This window comes from Marinomonas sp. 5E14-1 (genome assembly GCF_039939215.1).
Classification (GTDB): Bacteria; Pseudomonadota; Gammaproteobacteria; order Pseudomonadales; family Marinomonadaceae; genus Marinomonas.
Genome location: NZ_JBDXMW010000010.1, coordinates 1 through 17,051 on the forward strand (window position 1 = coordinate 1; position 17,051 = coordinate 17,051).

A 17,051-nucleotide genomic window follows, 5' to 3' on the forward strand; every position below is an offset into this window, starting at 1 on the left:
GACAATACATTTAATAAGATGGAGCGGGAAACGAGGCTCGAACTCGCGACCCCAACCTTGGCAAGGTTGTGCTCTACCACTGAGCTATTCCCGCAACAATAATACTTCTTACACTAAACCTTCTCATTCAGAGAAAAGTAGGTAAACTAACAGCCAACCGTATGAAATGATGGCGTCCCATAGGGGGTTCGAACCCCTGTTACCGCCGTGAAAGGGCGGTGTCCTAGGCCTCTAGACGAATGGGACAACGTAACAATCTTGCTGTGTAAGCGGGTGCGTATATTACTGTTACTCATCATAAAATCAATAGTTTTTTTTATTAATTTAAGCAACTTAGAAGAAAAGTCGCTTTTAAAATCAATTGGATTGGAGCTTGTATGCTGAACAAACAACTTTTTTTAACCTTATCTCTTTCTGCTCTTTTATTGGCTGGGTGCTCCACAACACATTACATAAGCATTAACCCACAACCAGAAATAAATACAAACACCCTTTCTAATGACCGAGTGATCAACGTCTCCACCAGCACAAAATTAGCTACAACTGTTGGCTCTATAAAAACAGGTCTAAATGAACGTGCAGATATATATGCAAACAATGATGTTGCTGCAAGCGTAAAAGAAAGCATCCTTAAAGGCTTACGTGATTTAGGCTTTACTCCAGATCAAGGTGTAACACCTGCTGCTGATTTACAAATCGAAATTACCAAAATGAGCTACACAACAAAAGTGGAAGCGCTAAAAACCATTGCTACTTTAGATTTTGAGCTAAAAGCAACCCTAGCAGCCAAAGGTCAAACTTATAAAGCAAATTATGGCTCTCAAAAGGTCAGAGAATACGGCACCATGCCATATCAACAAGCAATAGAAGACGATATGAATGACCTTGCCAGCCAAACCGTTAGTCGTCTTCTAAGTGATCCGAACATCATTGCCTTACTAAAATAAGCTTCACACCTAAAATGCCTCTTCATGTATTGGACGTGAAGAGGCATTATTGTAACTTACACAGTCACTTCCAACAGACTTAGACTCAGTGAACACAACTTATTCTGCTTAAATTTAATAAGGATTAAATGGTGCAAATTCTTAAATCAAACAAACTTGCCAATATTTGTTACGAAATCCGAGGACCTGTTTTAAAAGAAGCCATGCGAATGGAAGATGAAGGTCAACGTATTTTAAAGCTCAACATTGGCAACCCAGCGCCATTTGGTTTTGAAGCTCCTGATGAAATACTTGTAGATGTCATTCGCAATCTACCAACATCACAAGGTTACTGCGATTCAAAAGGATTATTCTCAGCTAGAAAAGCAGTTATGCAAAAATACCAAGCACTGGGGGTCAAATCTGTCGATGTAAACAATGTCTGGATGGGGAATGGCGTCAGTGAACTTATTGTTATGGCGATGCAAGGTTTACTTAATGATGGCGACGAAATCCTTATCCCTGCTCCTGACTACCCTTTATGGACTGCTGCCGCAACTTTGTCTGGCGGCTATGTGAAACATTACCTGTGTGATGAAGGCGCAGGCTGGCAGCCAGATATCAATGACATTCGTGCAAAGATTTCCAATAAAACCAAAGCTATTGTCATTATCAACCCGAACAACCCTACTGGCGCGGTCTATGAAAAAGAAGTTTTAGAGTCCATTGTTAATTTGGCTGAAGAGCACAACCTACTGATCTTCTCCGATGAAATATATGACAAAATACTTTATGACGGCGCACAGCATATTCCAACAGCTACACTCACCGAAGGTCGAGCACCTTGTGTGACATTTGGTGGATTATCTAAAGTGTATAGGACGGCTGGCTTTCGTTCTGGTTGGATGGCCATCACGGGCGATCTAAGTGGTATCCAAGATTATATTGAGGGCTTAGATATTCTAAGCTCAATGCGACTTTGCGCGAACGTTCCGGCCCAGCATGCCGTGCAAACTGCTCTTGGTGGTTATCAAAGCATTAATGAACTTATCGTTCCTGGTGGCCGCTTCTATGAACAACGTAAAGTAGCATGGGAAGCTCTAGATGCTATTCCTGGTGTCCAGTGCCACAAACCAGAGGGCGCTCTCTACCTGTTTCCTCGGCTTGATCCAAAAGTCTATCAAATACAAAACGACATGGATCTGGTATTACAATTCCTACAGGAAGAAAAAGTACTTATTGTACAAGGCACAGGGTTTAACTGGCCGACACCTGATCACGTACGATTTGTCTTTCTTCCTCATACTGAAGAATTAGTTCCCGCCATGGAGCGCTTTGATGCATTTTTAGGCAGATTAAGGAAGCGTTAAACCTAGCGCTCTCACCTCTTGAAATAATCCAATAAAGCCCTACTATGCTCCTTAACAGTTTATTAAGGAGCATAGCTATGCGCATCATTCTGTTTTTACTGACAAACTTAGCCATCATGGTGGTGGCAGGCATTGTATTAAGTCTTTTAGGTATTAACGGCTATATGACCAGCAACGGTCTAGACTTCACGTCTTTATTGATTTTTTGCGGTGTATTTGGTTTTGCTGGGAGCTTTGTTTCTCTTCTTATTTCTAAGTTTATGGCAAAAAAAGGCTCTGGCGCTGTGGTTATCGAACAGCCACGAAACCATAAAGAGGTTTGGCTGCTTGATACGGTGAAAGAACTTTCAGACAAAGTAAACATTAAAATGCCTGAAGTCGCTATTTTTCCTTCCCATGACGCAAATGCTTTTGCGACAGGCTGGAATAAAAACGCAGCACTTGTGGCGGTTTCTAGCGGTATGATGGATCGTTTCTCACCAGATGAGATTAAAGCTGTTCTTGGTCACGAGATTGGTCACGTAGCAAACGGCGACATGATTACCTTGTCCTTAATCCAAGGTGTGGTAAACACTTTTGTTATGTTTTTTGCTCGTATAGCAGCTTATGCGGTAGATCAATTTCTACGTAAAGACGACAATGAAGGCTCTGTAGGCTGGGGGTATTATATTGCCACGTTTGTTTTCGAGATCGTCTTCGGCATTCTTGCCTCAATGATTGTCATGTGGTTTTCTCGTTACCGTGAATTTAGGGCAGATGAAGCCGGAGCAAGACTGGCAGGCAAAGGCGCAATGATTGCGGCCTTAGCGCGTCTACAACAAGAGCATGAACAAACACACATGCCAGACTCAATGCTAGCTTTTGGTATCCGTCGTGGCAAAGCACCAACATTAGGTGAGCTATTTTCTAGCCACCCACCAATTGAAGATAGAATCAAAGCTCTACAAGCTTTGTAATAGATTCACTATAAAAAAACAAAAAACGCCAATATTAGCAGTGATATTGGCGTTTTTTTGTTTAAAGGAGTTATAGGCGATTAGAGCTACTTGGTTTTGCTTCGGATGTTTTCCAAAATATATGCCGTTAAAGGAATACCAGCTTCTTTCCCTATATCTAAGAAACGAATGCCATACACATAAAAGTATTCCACTCCCATGCGTGCCAAGAAATCATTATCAACCATACTAGCTTGAACTTGTTCAAGCATCTGTATTTCTTGAGAACGTATTTCACACTCAACCTTCAAAATATGACTGTAAGGGCCAACCTTCATATTGCACGCCAAGCTCATAGTTTGGTTAACCGCACCAAAATCTTCTTTAGAAACTAATTTTGCCCCACCAAGACTTAAATCTACAAGAATGGCGGATGATGCTTCTTTTATGGAGGTTTTTGCTTTATTTGGTTCTACGTTGGAGATAAGGCGCGTTTCAACCCTTGCCGTCTGGCGAACTTCGGAAGTTTCAACATAACTTGGGTAAGCCACATGAATATGAGCAGCAGGCTCAAGATAACTTTTTGCGATTTTACTAGCAAAAGCACAAACATGGGTGCTTAGCATTAGCCTGATATTCACTATCTGACTCTCTCGGACGAGAATGTTTTTGCCATTTGTTCTAGGGCAAGACAATATCAATGAGCTTCCAGGGATGTTGCCAAGAACTTTTACCGTATAGCGCCCAGGTGGTGATATGAACTCTATTTGTACATTTGTCCCTATTGGTACCTCTAGCTCACCTAGATCAACCTGCATTACTCCAGCCATGCACCTACCTTAAATTCTTTATTAATTGTTAATTACAAAACCGGCCGAACCCAAAAGGCTGAGTACATCATTGCTGTCATGCTTAACAGAACAAGTATTGAACTCGTCTCTTTCTACATAACACTTTCGCAACCAATCAAATACGTCTTTTTCTTTCGCTTCTCTGTATTTAAAGCGCAATCTAGCATCGTCTCTCGCCACATCATATACAGCGTGCATGCTGCGAGCCAACACCTCTTCATCTATATAACCTGTAGCTATTTCAAGGGAAGCACACAAACCCGAACTAATAGCATCAATCTCATTGATATCAGTGACTACACCTAAATGCTCGCATAAAGCTTTATACACCATCCAAGAGCCTTTCTCACGGCCTTGTTTACTGTAGCCAGCAATATGTGGTGTCGCAATATCAACAAGAGACACAAGCTTTTGATTAATATTGGGCTCATCTTGCCATACATCTAGTATTAGATTTAAGTCGCCACCCAAACGCCCATGAAGCTTGAATAAAGCAGATTCGTCAATCACACCGCCTCGTCCCGCAGAAATAATGGTTACGCCTGCATTTAGAGAATTTAGCTCTGCTTCGCCCAACATGCCTTGAGTTGGATGGGAGCCACTTTTTGTAAGCGGCGCATGTAAAGAAACAACATCACAAGCTAATACACCTTTTAAAGAAGTAAAATTAATATCGCTATCTTTCTCTTCTTTAAATGGATCATAAACGCATACTTGGCAGCCCATGGCTGCGAATCGGCTATAAACTTTTTTGCCTACATTGCCATAACCAATGACACCGATTTTCTTACCCAACCAATTAAGCTTTTTCGACAAGTGCAAATAACCTAAACTACTAAAAACATAATCCGCAACCGCTTCCGCATTACACCCCGGAGCATTACTGAAGGCAATCCCTGCTTCTTGCAAGTAATCCAAGTCGATATGGTCAACACCAATGGTGGCACTCCCTACAAACCGCACTCGACTGCCTTCCAGCAGATTTTTAGTGACCTTGGTAACAGACCGTACTAACAATACATCAACATCTTTAACTTGCTCACGAGTTAATGTACGACCATTAACCAATTCAACATCACCTAAGCGCGAAAATAAAAGCGCAGCATTAGGCATGTTCTCATCTACAATAATATTCATATTGTTGTTTTAAAAACTCATCAAAAATCGCATCAGGATAACGCTGAGACAATAAATACATTGAAAATGAGCGAGCTCGCTGCGGTAAGCTAGAAGTCAAATAACGCTCAACCTGCGCCATAACAGCATACTCAAAATGCTGTGCGTCATAATCTGGCAAAGATAAGTTATCAACACTGACTCTAAAATGCAGCCCTAAAATCCAATGAAAAATACACTCAATGGCCTGAGGTTTCACTTCTACACTTTCAAACTCTTTTTGAGACAAAAGATCCCGAGTATCCGGATTGTACCAATATCCGTAATCCTCTAACAGCCTTCTCTCGTGGCCAGCAATGCACCAATGACTTATTTCATGCAAAGCACTGGAAACATAATCGTTACGAAAATAAATAACAGCGGGAACATTGGATTTTGCTGGAACATAAAGTGGCTCATCCGCCCCACCAACAAGACATGTATTAAAACTTGAAAGGAAATAGGCATCAAAGGCCTCTACAAGCTGTTTTGCACTTGCCAATGAAAGACTCCAAAAGGAGATGATTATCACATAAGAAATAAAAATACGCTATGTGAAGAAAGCTTACATAACGTATTTTTATGATTTAGATTTAAATGCAAGAAGAAGCAAACTTCCTACACTTAAAAACGGAAGAATGTTAACCGCGGAAGTATCTTGATGGAACAAAAGGCATAGGTACTTGCTTCAAAGGAATTCTTTTACCACGCACACTGGCAAACAAAGGTTTCTCATTGCTTAGACTTTCAGTAGACACTGAAGCCATTACGATTGGCTGGGATAAGGTTGGTGAAAAACCACCGCTTGTTACAACTCCCTGTACTTCGCCCTCTGAATCGATAATTTCGACACCTTCACGAACAGGCGCTCGACCTTCCACCAAATAACCGACACGCTTCTTCTTAGGCTTGTCAGTAAATTGCGGCAAAATAACATCGGCGCCAGGAAAACCACCTGCACGCTCACCACCTAAACGACGAACTTTTTGAATTGCCCAAGTAAGCGACGCTTCGATCGGCGTCGTATTGGTATCAATATCGTGGCCATACAAACACAAACCCGCTTCAAGTCTTAATGAGTCACGAGCACCAAGACCAATCCACTCAACTTCTTCAAAAGCGAGTAAAGCCTTAGCAAAATCATTTGCTTTATCATTAGGAACAGACACTTCATAACCGTCTTCACCTGTGTAGCCAGAACAGCTCACCCAAATTTCAACACCTTGCCAATCAAACTTAAGGCTTTGCATGAATATCATTGTGGCGGCATCAGGAATGAGGCGAGAAAAAGCATCGCGGGCTTTTGGCCCCTGAATTGCCAACAATGCTCTGTCTTCAATTACTTCAATATCGCATTCACCTAAAGACGATTTTAAATAGCTAATGTCTTGTTCTTTGCAAGCAGCGTTCACCACCATAAAAACATCATCACCCCAGTTAGCAAACATAAGGTCATCGGTTATGCCCCCCTCCGCAGTTGTGAACATACCGTAGCGTTGCATACCAACAGGCAAATCTAAAACATCAACGGGCAAAATCTGCTCAAGTGCAGTTTTAACGTTTTCACTCTTTAAAATTACTTGTCCCATGTGAGACACGTCAAATAGACCAGCATTTTCACGAACCCATAAATGTTCTTTCATTACGCCCAAAGGATACTGAACAGGCATTTCATAACCAGCGAATTCAACCATTCTTGCACCAGAATCAAGGTGCTGATCATACAAGGCAGTACGTTTCATAGAAAAAACCTTAAATTAAATATTGATAGTGTTTGTTTCCGATTGGAAACAGAGTATCTAAAAACAAACTAACATAACAAGTATCCGAGCCCAGTTTAATAAAGAAAACAATAAAAATACGGCAAAACGCAAGAAAAACTGATCGAATGGTTAAGTATTTTCATTGAAAAACTTAGCAATTCGATACGAAGCGCTGTTTCCAATTGGAAACTTTTTTATTATGATAACCACAAAATGACGCAAACCAGACAATGACTGACGCTCGTGGAAAGATGATCTTTTTTCATCGCCTTAGACTGCCATAGTGTTATTATATGCACGACTCATTGTCTTTTGGGCATACATGTTTATTTAAGAGGAATTTTCCATGGCCAACACCGAAGCCTTTTTCAGTCAAACCCTAGCTGAACGAGATCCAGAGCTTTTCGCGACAATTGTTGAAGAGCAAGAACGTCAAGAAACTGGTATTGAATTAATCGCATCTGAAAACATTACCTCTAAAGCGGTTTTAGAAGCGCAAGGTTCTGTACTTACTAATAAGTACGCTGAAGGCTACCCAAACCGTCGTTACTACGGTGGTTGTGAAGCAGTTGATGTAACTGAGCAGCTTGCTATCGATCGTGCTAAGCAGCTTTTTAACTGTGAATTTGCGAACGTTCAACCACACTCTGGCGCTCAAGCAAATGGTGCCGTTATGCTTGCATTGCTTCAGCCAGGTGACACTATCCTTGGTATGTCTTTAGATGCCGGTGGTCACTTAACTCACGGTGCGCCACCAGCACAATCGGGTAAATGGTTCAACGCAGTACAATACCAAGTAAACCCAGAAACACTATTGATCGATTACGATGCCATTGAGGCACAAGCACTAGAGTGCAAGCCAAAAATGATCATCGCTGGTGGTTCTGCTATTCCTCGTGTTATCGATTTCAAACGTTTCCGTGAAATCGCTGACAAAGTTGGTGCTTACCTTTTTGTTGATATGGCTCACATCGCCGGTCTTGTTGCCACTGGTGCGCATCCGTCTCCTTTACCATACGCACACATTGTTACAACAACGACACACAAAACATTGCGCGGCCCTCGTGGCGGTATGATTCTTTCCAACGATCTAGATCTTGGTAAGAAAATTAACTCTGCGGTTTTCCCAGGCTACCAAGGCGGCCCGTTGATGCACGTTATCGCTGGTAAAGCCGTGGCTTTCAGTGAAGCGCTTAAACCTGAGTTCAAAGTTTACATTGACCAAGTTGTTGCTAATGCAAAAGCTTTGGCTGCTGTTATGATCGAACGTGGCTGCGACATCGTTACTGGCGGAACAGACAACCATTTGATGTTGGTTGACCTACGTCCAAAAGGTTTGAAAGGTAACGTAGTGGATAAAGCACTAGAACGTGCTGGTATCACTTGTAACAAAAACGGCATCCCGTTTGATACTGAAAAACCAATGATCACATCTGGTATTCGCATCGGTACACCTGCTGCAACTTCTCGTGGCTTTGGTGTTGAAGAATTCGAGAAAGTAGGTCATCTAATCAGTGATGTTCTAGATGGTTTAGTTGCTATGCCAGACGGCAACCCTGAAGTTGAAGCTCGCGTACTTGCAGAAGTAAAAGAGCTTTGCGCACGCTTCCCACTTTACCGCTAAAATTGCATAGCCAAGAGTTTTCACTCTTGGCTATTTTTTATAAGAGGCAGGAATCTAATGAGCACTATCCCAGAAAACCTAAAATACGCTGACTCTCATGAATGGGTATTAGACAACGGTGACGGCACAGTAACAATTGGCATCACTGATCATGCACAAGACTTACTTGGCGACGTAGTTTATGTTGAGCTACCAGAAGTTGGTGCAGAAGTAACAGTAAAAGAACAATTTTCTCTTGTTGAATCCGTTAAAGCCGCTTCTGATATTTACGCACCAGTAAATGGTGAAATAATTGAAGTAAATGAAGCGCTTGATGATGCTCCTGAGCTAATCAACGAATCTCCTTTTGAAGGAGCATGGATTGCCAAAGTTAAGCTGAGCGATAGCGCTGATCTTGACAAATTGCTTGACGCAACAGGCTACACCGACTCAATCGAATAGTATCTCTGTATGCTCTTTTGACCTTTTCGTAAAAGAGCATACCTTCCCCGTTTTTTATATAGCTTCTTAAATAGGTAAAACTATGACTTCGTGCATTCGCGATTTGTTAAACAACGACGAATTTATGGCTCGACATATTGGCCCAGGCGCTGCAGAGCAAGAAAAAATGCTCGCCACCATAGGACGCAGTTCACTTTCTGAATTAATAGACAAAACTGTCCCTCAAGCCATTCGTCAAGCAAATCTAGATTTATCTGCAGAACCCGTTAGTGAAAGCGATGCTCTTATTCAGCTGAAAGCTATTGCTGAAAAAAACAAGGTTGCACGTTCATTTATCGGTATGGGCTATCACGATACGCACGTCCCTTCTCCTATTTTAAGAAACCTATTAGAAAACCCAGGTTGGTACACGGCTTACACTCCTTACCAACCAGAAATTTCTCAAGGCCGATTGGAAGCACTATTGAACTTCCAACAAGTTGTCATTGATCTCACTGGCATGGAAATCTCCAACGCATCTTTGTTGGACGAAGCTACTGCGGCAGCAGAAGCCATGACATTAATGAAACGCTCAAACCGTAAAAAGAATGATTCCCTGTTTGTTGCGGACCATTGCTTACCACAAACAATCGATGTCATTAAAACACGAGCAGAATTACTCAACCTTGAAGTGATTGTGGATGACATCGTCAACTTTGCTAACCACGATGTATTTGGTGCTATTTTCCAATATCCAGGTATCGACGGCGCAGTAACGGATTTATCCTCTGTGATTGCCGAGGCTCACGAACAAGGCGCATTAGTCAGTATCGCGGTTGACCTTTTGTCACTTGTTCTACTTAAGTCACCAGGCGACATGGGTGCAGACATCGTATTCGGTAGCGCACAACGCTTTGGTGTTCCAATGGGGTTTGGTGGCCCACACGCCGCTTTCCTAGCAACAAAAGATGCATTTAAACGTTCTATGCCAGGTCGAGTTATTGGTGTCTCTAAAGACAGCCACGGCAAACCAGCATTACGTATGGCGATGCAAACACGCGAACAACATATTCGTCGTGAAAAAGCCACATCGAACATTTGTACCGCTCAAGCCTTACTGGCCATGATGGCGGGTTTCTATGCGGTTTATCATGGTCCAGCTGGCCTGAAAAAAATTGCAAGTCGCGTTGCCGCTCTAACAGATTGTTTTGCTAAAGCCATTCAGAAACAAGGATTAACAACCAATGCTAGTTACTTCGATACGGTTATTGTTAACACAGGAAGCCAAACAGATAGCATTATCGCCAAAGGCGAAGCCAAGTTGATGAACTTCTATAAAGTGTCTGATGCGCAAATCTCTGTCTCTTTGAATGAAACAATTACGCCAAGTGATCTCATCGATTTAGTAGAATGTTTTGGCGCAACACTGACACTAGAAGACGTAATTGGCTCTGATGCTTCTTACGGCTTTGACACTTCTCTATTTCGCCAAGACGACATTTTGACGCACCCTGTGTTCAACAGCCATCACAGCGAAACAGAATTGATGCGTTACATGCATCAATTAGAAGTGAAAGACATCGCATTAAACCAGAGTATGATTCCACTTGGCTCTTGTACAATGAAGCTAAACGCAGCATCAGAAATGATTCCTGTCACTTGGGCAGAATTTGGCCGAATCCACCCTTTCGCACCAGACAACCAAGTTAATGGCTACCACTCTCTACTTGAAGAACTCATCGACATGCTGGCAAAAGCAACTGGCTATGACACTATTTCACTGCAGCCAAACTCAGGCGCACAAGGTGAATACGCAGGTCTAATAGCGATTGATAAATACCACAAATCTCGCGGCGACAATGAGCGAAATATCTGTTTGATCCCTAGCTCTGCTCACGGAACAAATCCAGCGTCCGCAGCACTAGCCGGTATGAAAGTCGTTATCGTGAAATGCGATGAAAATGGCAACATTGATTTAGTTGATTTGGCTGAAAAAGCAGAAAAGCACGCAGCACAACTTAGCTGCATCATGGCAACTTATCCTTCAACGCACGGGGTTTTTGAAGAGCACATTCGCGAAGTGTGTGACATCGTTCATAAATTTGGCGGACAAGTGTACATCGATGGCGCCAACCTAAATGCACTAGTAGGCGTTGCGCCTCCAGGCGCATTTGGTGGAGACGTTTCTCACCTTAACTTGCATAAAACATTCTGTATTCCTCATGGTGGCGGTGGTCCTGGCATGGGCCCAATTGGTGTTAAATCTCATCTTGCACCTTTCTTACCGGGTCATGCAGTTACACCTGTTATGGGAATGGAAGAACAACATGGCGCCGTTTCCGCTGCGCCTTACGGTAGCGCAAGCATTCTTGTGATCACTTGGATGTACATCAAAATGATGGGCGACAAAGGTTTGCGTGATGCAACCTACAACGCCATTTTGAACGCAAATTACATTGCTAAACGCCTTGGCGAACATTACCCAGTACTTTATACAGGTAAAAACGACACAGTGGCTCACGAATGTATTATCGACATTCGTCCACTAAAAGCAGAATCTGGCATCAGTGAAGAAGACATCGCTAAGCGCTTAATGGACTTTGGTTTCCATGCGCCTACAATGTCATTTCCGGTGGCAGGCACTTTGATGATAGAGCCAACAGAATCAGAGAATTTAGAAGAACTAGACAGATTCTGTGATGCCATGATTCAAATTCGCCAAGAGATCAGCAAAGTTCAAGCTGGCGAATGGACACTAGAAGACAACCCATTAGTGAATGCACCGCATACAGCTGATAGCTTACTTTCTGCTGAATGGGGTCATACCTACACACGCCAAGAAGCGGCCTATCCATTACCTTGGATAAAAGCTCGTAAATATTGGCCTCCTGTAGGACGCATTGACAACGTCTATGGCGATCGCAACTTATTCTGCGAATGCCCACCGATAGATAGCTACGAAGATTAATACATCGTAAGTTGACAAAAAAACGAGCCTAATGGCTCGTTTTTTTACTTTCCAGAGCAGAGTCAAATAAGAAACTACTCTAAATCTCAACTTTTAATATGCTTCACAAAGCTCTATTAAATAGCCTTATTTTTCACCTTCGTTAACAACAATTACTTTACGATGAGGGAATGGAATTTCGATATTATTTTCATCTAATGCTTTCTTAATCTGCTCTGGCACGGAATAAAGGATACTGAAGTAATGCTCACCTTGACAGAATGGGCGCACTAGAAAATCAACAGAGCTATCATTAAGTGTTTCGACTTCCACAAATGGCGCAGGGTCTTTAAGTATATGTGGGTGATTATTCAAAACATCCATAATAACTTTTCGAGCCGCATCTGTATTTTCTGCATAAGCCACACCAAAGTGCATATCCACACCACGAATAGGATGATGAGAATGATTGATTATTTGTGAGCCCCAAATTTGACTGTTTGGCACAATAATTTGCTGATTATCAAATGTTTGTAAAATCGTTGTGAATAGATCTATTTCCGTAACATTACCAAAGCGACCAGCAGCTTCAATAAAATCCCCTGCTTTATAAGGTCGGAAAATCAGTAGCATAACCCCTGCAGCCAAATTAGACATAGCACCCTGTAAAGCTAAGCCAATAGCTAAACTAGCCGCACCTAATAAAGCAACGATAGAAGCAGTTTGAACACCAAAACGATTCAACACCGCAATAATAACAAACGCCATTACGATATAACGGGCAACACTACCAAGGAAACGGAAAAGAGTATCGTCTAACTTATCGTACTTTTTACTGATCTTAATAATGGCCGATTTGACCTTATTAGAAATCCATAAACCAATTAACAAAATCAAAATAGCAAGTAAGATATTCGTAGCTAAAGCGATAACGTCTGGTAAATATTGATTGATATCTACTTGGTTGAAAATGTCCTGCATAATGCATCCTTATATATGAGTGAGTAGCCAATAAAGGCTATGATTTTTAAAAGGTAGGTAACCTTATAGTAAATCTATCATAAGGATTGTAATAAATTGATATTGAGCAGAAACATTAACAGTATTGAATAAAGCTTTTGTTACAAACTGAAAAAACATTAAACAGCCATGAAAGCTCTTTTGTATATTGTATTCACCTTGCTGAAATCTGCTTTTCAGAAAGAAAGCGTAAGTGAGAAAAGGATAAAGTTGAGCCATTACGCATGGAAAAGGTAATCAACTTATCTCACGAACCAATGCACCGCCGAGAGCGTAAAAGAAATCACGAAAAGCCTGATTGATTACAGCTCTCTGCTCCCCTTGTGGGTACAGGCCAGCTTTGGCCTCTTTGGAAGTCTTACTACCGTTCACAAGAAAACGGCTATTTGGACATTCATCCTCAACAAAGGCCTCGAAAGCTCGAGCGCAAAGTTCTTCTGGCTTGGCGTAATAAAGAATATTTAGATCCTCATCAGTTTGCTGTGAAGCACGAAACAGATCACTAGGCTCGTCACCATCAGGGGTTAGCACAATGGCTTTAAAGCACTCGGTTAATAACGCAGAAAGTGGGTGCAGTCTATTTATTGGTTGATCCAGTTGGTTGAGCCACAAATAGGAGGCAAAACCACTAGAAGGGATATGGGGGTAAATTTTATCGCCCATATAATGATCGAAGGCATGAAACCATTCGTGTGCCAAGCTCCCTGCTCCGGCATTTTTTGCCAAGGCAAGTTGTCGAGTCGCTGGCATATAATGAGCTGCTACACCTCTCTGACCACCTTTTCCAAACTGAAGCCCAAGTGTGCCTCGTAGAGAAATAAGATGTTCAGGGCCTTGCAAAGCATCCATTAAGTCGTGCAAAGCTTGGTGGAAATTGACCGCCGCACGATCCCTTTCTTTAGGTGTCACCCAACGGCCCATTTCTATGCCACGAAAATCAAACTGGCGACGAATAGCAACAAAATTAAATCGATCTTGCGTCATTGGGCGAAGCTTTATCTACATTGAAATGAAAACACAATGATATAACGAAACGCCCAGACACTCCTGCTTTTATTAAGAACCTCGTATATCAAGTGAACACAAATTCTTACCAATATCCCAAAACCTTCCACCACAATCCGCCGACAACACCCCAAACAAGTAAGTTAACGACACTCATGATAAACCCCATTGTCCACCAGTTTTCCATGGACACATAACCTGAACCAAATACGATCGGCGACGTTCCTGTGGCGTAATGAGTGAGAGACATCATTAAGGAAGAAGCACCGGCTAACAGCAACCCTAAATACAAAGGTGGCGTGCCAAGAGCCAAGCCAGCAGCATAAAAAGCAGCAAACATCGCGGTAATGTGAGCCGTTGTACTGGCAAAAAAGTAATGAGCGTAAAAATACACGGCCACTAAAATCACCACAGACACGCCCCAATCAAAACCTAACTCCGCAATATTGTTTTCCACAACAGACGAAAACCAACCAACTAATCCGAGTTTATTCAGAAAAGTTGCCATCATCACCAAAGCAGAGAACCAAACCACAGTATCCCAAGCGGATTTTTCCTTGAGAACATCATCCCAATTCAAAACGCCTGTTATAAGTAAAATTGACAACCCTAAAAATGCCACAGCAGTCGTGTTCACCGCGTAATCAGAACCAAACAGCATAGCGGGCACGCCAGCCCAAAGAATCAGTAACAATGAGAACACACCAATCATGACTTTTTCGCCGTAAGACATAGGCCCCATTTCGGCCAGTTTAGATGAGGCGTAATCTTTTGCATCTGGTGTACTTTTAATTTGCGGTGGGTAAATCACATATACGACCAAAGGCACTAAAGCGATACAAACCAAACCGGGTAATAAAGCGGCCAACGCCCATGTTCCCCAAGTGATGCTTATGTTTGCGCCTGTGGCATCGGCAATCAACTTTACCACCAAAGGATTTGGAGCTGTGGCCGTAATAAACATAGCGGAAGTAATTGGGTTGATGTGATAACTCACCAATGCGAGATAGTGCCCAATTTTTCGAGATGTTCCTTCCTCTGGAGAAGAACCAAAACTTGTGGCAATGGATTTCATAATGGGGTGAATAATACCGCCACCGCGTGCCGTATTGCTCGGTGTCACTGGCGCAATAACTAATTCAGATAAAGCCAGTGCATAGCCAATCCCTATGGTTTTCTTACCAAACAAGGTAATGAAGTAATAGCCGACTCGGTTTCCCAAGCCTGTTTTAACTAAACCTCTAGAGATAATGATGGCAACACCAATCAACCAAATAAGAGAATTGGAAAAACCACTTAAAGCATCTTTTATCGCTCCAGATGGGTTGTCATTGGTTACGCCAGTGAATGCAACAAGCGTTATGGCTAAAATGGCAATAGCACCAATCGGCATGGCCTTACCAATAATGGCGACGACCGTTCCGACAAACAGAGCCAATAAATGCCAAGCATTTATCGTCACACCATCAGGAACAGGCACAGCAAACCAAATGAATAAGGCTGTAACAATAGAAATGAGACCAGGAACGAGACGAATATCTGAGGTTTTCATAGCAAATCCTTCTAATACCTACTTTAAAGGCGCTCCAAATAAACTAGAAGCAATACTTATAGTACGTGATCCGGAAATAACAAAAGATGACCCACATCATAAAAAATCGTGGCATTTTGTTCACTGATACTTTAGAAACTACCCTCCTATAAAAAAGACCGGCAAAGCCGGTCTTTTAGGTCTTAAAGAATAACTTTAATTGTATTTAAGAAAAGGCGGAAACTAATTGATTATTCATTAAATCTTGCCACTCTTTATCGAGCGGTGCTTCGAATAACATACGCTCGCCATTTAGCATTATATCTAAGCGAGTCGCGTGCAAGCAAAGACGCTTGAAGCCAATGGCTTTGGTTTCCTTCAACGACTCCGTTGGTGAATATTTGTCATCACCCACGATTGGGTAACCCGCATGCAATGTATGAACTCGGATTTGATGCGTACGCCCTGTCACTGGCTCACACTCCACCAAACTGTAACCTTCAAACTGACGCACTAATTTAAATTGCGTCAAACTCTCTTTACCATCAGTGTGAACTTTCACAATACGCTCGCCAGATTTTAGCTCGTTCTTTAGTAGTGGCGCGTTCACCTGAAGTTTACGTTTGGGCCAGCAGCCATATACCAAAGCGAGATATGTTTTTTGTACGCCTTCTTTTTCTCGCAAAGCAGTATGCAGCTCTTTTAACACTGCGCGCTTTTTAGCAATCATAATAAGGCCAGATGTATCACGGTCTAACCGATGAACAAGCTCAATGAATTTTTCTAAAGGTCGCATCTGTCGGATAACTTCCACAAGTCCAAAGCTCAAACCGCTTCCACCATGGACCGCCAAACCAGAAGGCTTGTTCACAACAATCAACCCTTTGTCTTCGTAAACAATACGAGATTCAATATCGTTTTTTAGGCGGTCAGGTAAAGTTGGTTTTTCTGATTCTGGCGCTATAACAATCGGTGCGATACGAACGATATCTTCATTTTGAAGGCGGTAATCTGGCTTAGTTCGCTTTTTATTAACCCGAATTTCACCTTTTCTAAGCAAGTTATAGATTTTACCTTTCGGCACACCTCTCAAGAAAGTCACCAAAAAATTATCAATTCGTTGGCCCTCATTATTCTCGTCAATTGTGACGTAGCGAACTGCGGGACGCTCTGCTAAATTCTGTTCTGAGTCCGACATAATCAAAGATTGGTTTCCTTTATAATTGAAGCACTTAGTTTTTACTGCTATATTCACATTCGCAAAGGGTAAGAGGTAACAAAACACCTCGAAGATAAGATGCAAGAATTGAATGAACATTGCCAAAGCGACACTTTGGCCCCTATCTTACCTCTGTAACAGTTAATCTTAAATAATAAACCGCATGATTCGGAAAAATCCGCTTCAGTGGAAGGAATTCTCATTATATTGCTCGACCGCGCGTTCGCGTTGTTTCATAAAAGCAAAGAAACGAGACCGGTTAAAAGAGACTATTTAGTATTCATC

At 42.1% G+C, this 17,051-nt stretch carries 14 protein-coding genes and 2 tRNA genes; 6 read left to right on the plus strand and 10 right to left on the minus strand.

The features are described 5' to 3' along the window. Nucleotides 1-19: 19 nt before the first annotated feature. Nucleotides 20-94, minus strand: a tRNA-Gly gene (locus ABFY09_RS10310). Between the two features lie 76 nt (nt 95-170). Then, nucleotides 171-246: transfer RNA gene (locus ABFY09_RS10315), tRNA-Glu, on the minus strand. 131 nt (nt 247-377) lie between these two features. Between ABFY09_RS10315 and ABFY09_RS10320 the strand changes: the two genes are divergently transcribed. The 3 genes from ABFY09_RS10320 (at nt 378) to htpX (ending at nt 3,252) form a co-directional block, all read left to right on the plus strand. Next, complete coding sequence (locus tag ABFY09_RS10320) at nt 378-947, plus strand: YajG family lipoprotein (protein ID WP_347984237.1); 570 nt, start codon at nt 378-380, stop codon at nt 945-947. A 128-nt stretch (nt 948-1,075) separates the two neighbouring features. Beyond that, the gene (locus ABFY09_RS10325; protein WP_347984238.1) at nt 1,076-2,296 is read left to right on the plus strand and encodes a pyridoxal phosphate-dependent aminotransferase; all 1,221 of its coding nucleotides are present in this window, start codon (nt 1,076-1,078) and stop codon (nt 2,294-2,296) included. 77 nt (nt 2,297-2,373) lie between these two features. Next, nucleotides 2,374-3,252, plus strand: coding sequence for a protease HtpX (htpX, locus tag ABFY09_RS10330; RefSeq protein ID WP_347984239.1), 879 nt, complete (start codon nt 2,374-2,376; stop codon nt 3,250-3,252). 86 nt (nt 3,253-3,338) lie between these two features. Here the strand turns inward: htpX and ABFY09_RS10335 are convergent, their stop codons facing one another. The 4 genes from ABFY09_RS10335 to gcvT form a co-directional block, all read right to left on the minus strand. Next, entirely contained in the window at nt 3,339-4,061 is a 723-nt protein-coding gene (locus tag ABFY09_RS10335) for a flagellar brake protein (RefSeq protein ID WP_347984240.1), read from the minus strand. Nucleotides 4,062-4,082: 21 nt separating this feature from the next. Beyond that, the gene (locus tag ABFY09_RS10340) at nt 4,083-5,219 is read right to left on the minus strand and encodes a 4-phosphoerythronate dehydrogenase (protein WP_347984241.1); all 1,137 of its coding nucleotides are present in this window, start codon (nt 5,217-5,219) and stop codon (nt 4,083-4,085) included. Further along, a complete protein-coding gene (locus tag ABFY09_RS10345) occupies nt 5,200-5,739 on the minus strand; it encodes an elongation factor P hydroxylase (protein WP_347984242.1) in 540 nt (179 codons plus the stop codon). Before ABFY09_RS10345 ends, ABFY09_RS10340 begins: the two co-directional genes overlap by 20 nt. Before the next feature lie 139 nt (nt 5,740-5,878). After that, nucleotides 5,879-6,979, minus strand: a complete 1,101-nt coding sequence (gcvT, locus tag ABFY09_RS10350) for a glycine cleavage system aminomethyltransferase GcvT (RefSeq protein ID WP_347984243.1) — start codon at nt 6,977-6,979, stop codon at nt 5,879-5,881. A 367-nt stretch (nt 6,980-7,346) separates the two neighbouring features. Between gcvT and glyA the strand changes: the two genes are divergently transcribed. From glyA to gcvP, 3 genes are all read left to right on the plus strand, one after another. Then, nucleotides 7,347-8,624, plus strand: a complete 1,278-nt coding sequence (glyA, locus tag ABFY09_RS10355) for a serine hydroxymethyltransferase (protein ID WP_347984244.1) — start codon at nt 7,347-7,349, stop codon at nt 8,622-8,624. Nucleotides 8,625-8,681: 57 nt separating this feature from the next. Further along, nucleotides 8,682-9,065 (plus strand): glycine cleavage system protein GcvH, encoded by a 384-nt coding sequence (gcvH, locus tag ABFY09_RS10360; protein ID WP_347984245.1) that lies wholly within the window; start codon nt 8,682-8,684, stop codon nt 9,063-9,065. 82 nt (nt 9,066-9,147) lie between these two features. Next, the gene (gcvP, locus tag ABFY09_RS10365) at nt 9,148-12,012 is read left to right on the plus strand and encodes an aminomethyl-transferring glycine dehydrogenase (RefSeq protein ID WP_347984246.1); all 2,865 of its coding nucleotides are present in this window, start codon (nt 9,148-9,150) and stop codon (nt 12,010-12,012) included. A gap of 126 nt (nt 12,013-12,138) precedes the next feature. On the opposite strand, the gene ABFY09_RS10370 is transcribed toward gcvP, so the two are convergent. From ABFY09_RS10370 to ABFY09_RS10385, 4 genes are all read right to left on the minus strand, one after another. After that, nucleotides 12,139-12,972 (minus strand): mechanosensitive ion channel domain-containing protein, encoded by an 834-nt coding sequence (locus tag ABFY09_RS10370; protein ID WP_347984247.1) that lies wholly within the window; start codon nt 12,970-12,972, stop codon nt 12,139-12,141. 276 nt (nt 12,973-13,248) lie between these two features. After that, a complete protein-coding gene (locus tag ABFY09_RS10375) occupies nt 13,249-13,995 on the minus strand; it encodes a CLCA_X family protein (protein ID WP_347984248.1) in 747 nt (248 codons plus the stop codon). Between the two features lie 106 nt (nt 13,996-14,101). Next, complete coding sequence (locus ABFY09_RS10380; protein WP_347984249.1) at nt 14,102-15,568, minus strand: anion permease; 1,467 nt, start codon at nt 15,566-15,568, stop codon at nt 14,102-14,104. A 205-nt stretch (nt 15,569-15,773) separates the two neighbouring features. Then, complete coding sequence (locus ABFY09_RS10385) at nt 15,774-16,745, minus strand: RluA family pseudouridine synthase (protein WP_347984250.1); 972 nt, start codon at nt 16,743-16,745, stop codon at nt 15,774-15,776. Nucleotides 16,746-17,051 lie beyond the last annotated feature (306 nt).

What these genes read in the sequence shown, in the direction of transcription:
- ABFY09_RS10320 (WP_347984237.1), top strand. Translation starts at nt 378, where the DNA reads ATGCTGAACAAACAACTTTTTTTAACCTTATCTCTTTCTGCTCTTTTA.
- ABFY09_RS10325 (WP_347984238.1), top strand. Translation starts at nt 1,076, where the DNA reads ATGGTGCAAATTCTTAAATCAAACAAACTTGCCAATATTTGTTACGAA.
- htpX (WP_347984239.1), top strand. Translation starts at nt 2,374, where the DNA reads ATGCGCATCATTCTGTTTTTACTGACAAACTTAGCCATCATGGTGGTG.
- ABFY09_RS10335 (WP_347984240.1), bottom strand. Translation starts at nt 4,061, where the DNA reads ATGGCTGGAGTAATGCAGGTTGATCTAGGTGAGCTAGAGGTACCAATA.
- ABFY09_RS10340 (WP_347984241.1), bottom strand. Translation starts at nt 5,219, where the DNA reads ATGAATATTATTGTAGATGAGAACATGCCTAATGCTGCGCTTTTATTT.
- gcvT (WP_347984243.1), bottom strand. Translation starts at nt 6,979, where the DNA reads ATGAAACGTACTGCCTTGTATGATCAGCACCTTGATTCTGGTGCAAGA.
- glyA (WP_347984244.1), top strand. Translation starts at nt 7,347, where the DNA reads ATGGCCAACACCGAAGCCTTTTTCAGTCAAACCCTAGCTGAACGAGAT.
- gcvH (WP_347984245.1), top strand. Translation starts at nt 8,682, where the DNA reads ATGAGCACTATCCCAGAAAACCTAAAATACGCTGACTCTCATGAATGG.
- gcvP (WP_347984246.1), top strand. Translation starts at nt 9,148, where the DNA reads ATGACTTCGTGCATTCGCGATTTGTTAAACAACGACGAATTTATGGCT.
- ABFY09_RS10370 (WP_347984247.1), bottom strand. Translation starts at nt 12,972, where the DNA reads ATGCAGGACATTTTCAACCAAGTAGATATCAATCAATATTTACCAGAC.
- ABFY09_RS10375 (WP_347984248.1), bottom strand. Translation starts at nt 13,995, where the DNA reads ATGACGCAAGATCGATTTAATTTTGTTGCTATTCGTCGCCAGTTTGAT.
- ABFY09_RS10380 (WP_347984249.1), bottom strand. Translation starts at nt 15,568, where the DNA reads ATGAAAACCTCAGATATTCGTCTCGTTCCTGGTCTCATTTCTATTGTT.
- ABFY09_RS10385 (WP_347984250.1), bottom strand. Translation starts at nt 16,745, where the DNA reads ATGTCGGACTCAGAACAGAATTTAGCAGAGCGTCCCGCAGTTCGCTAC.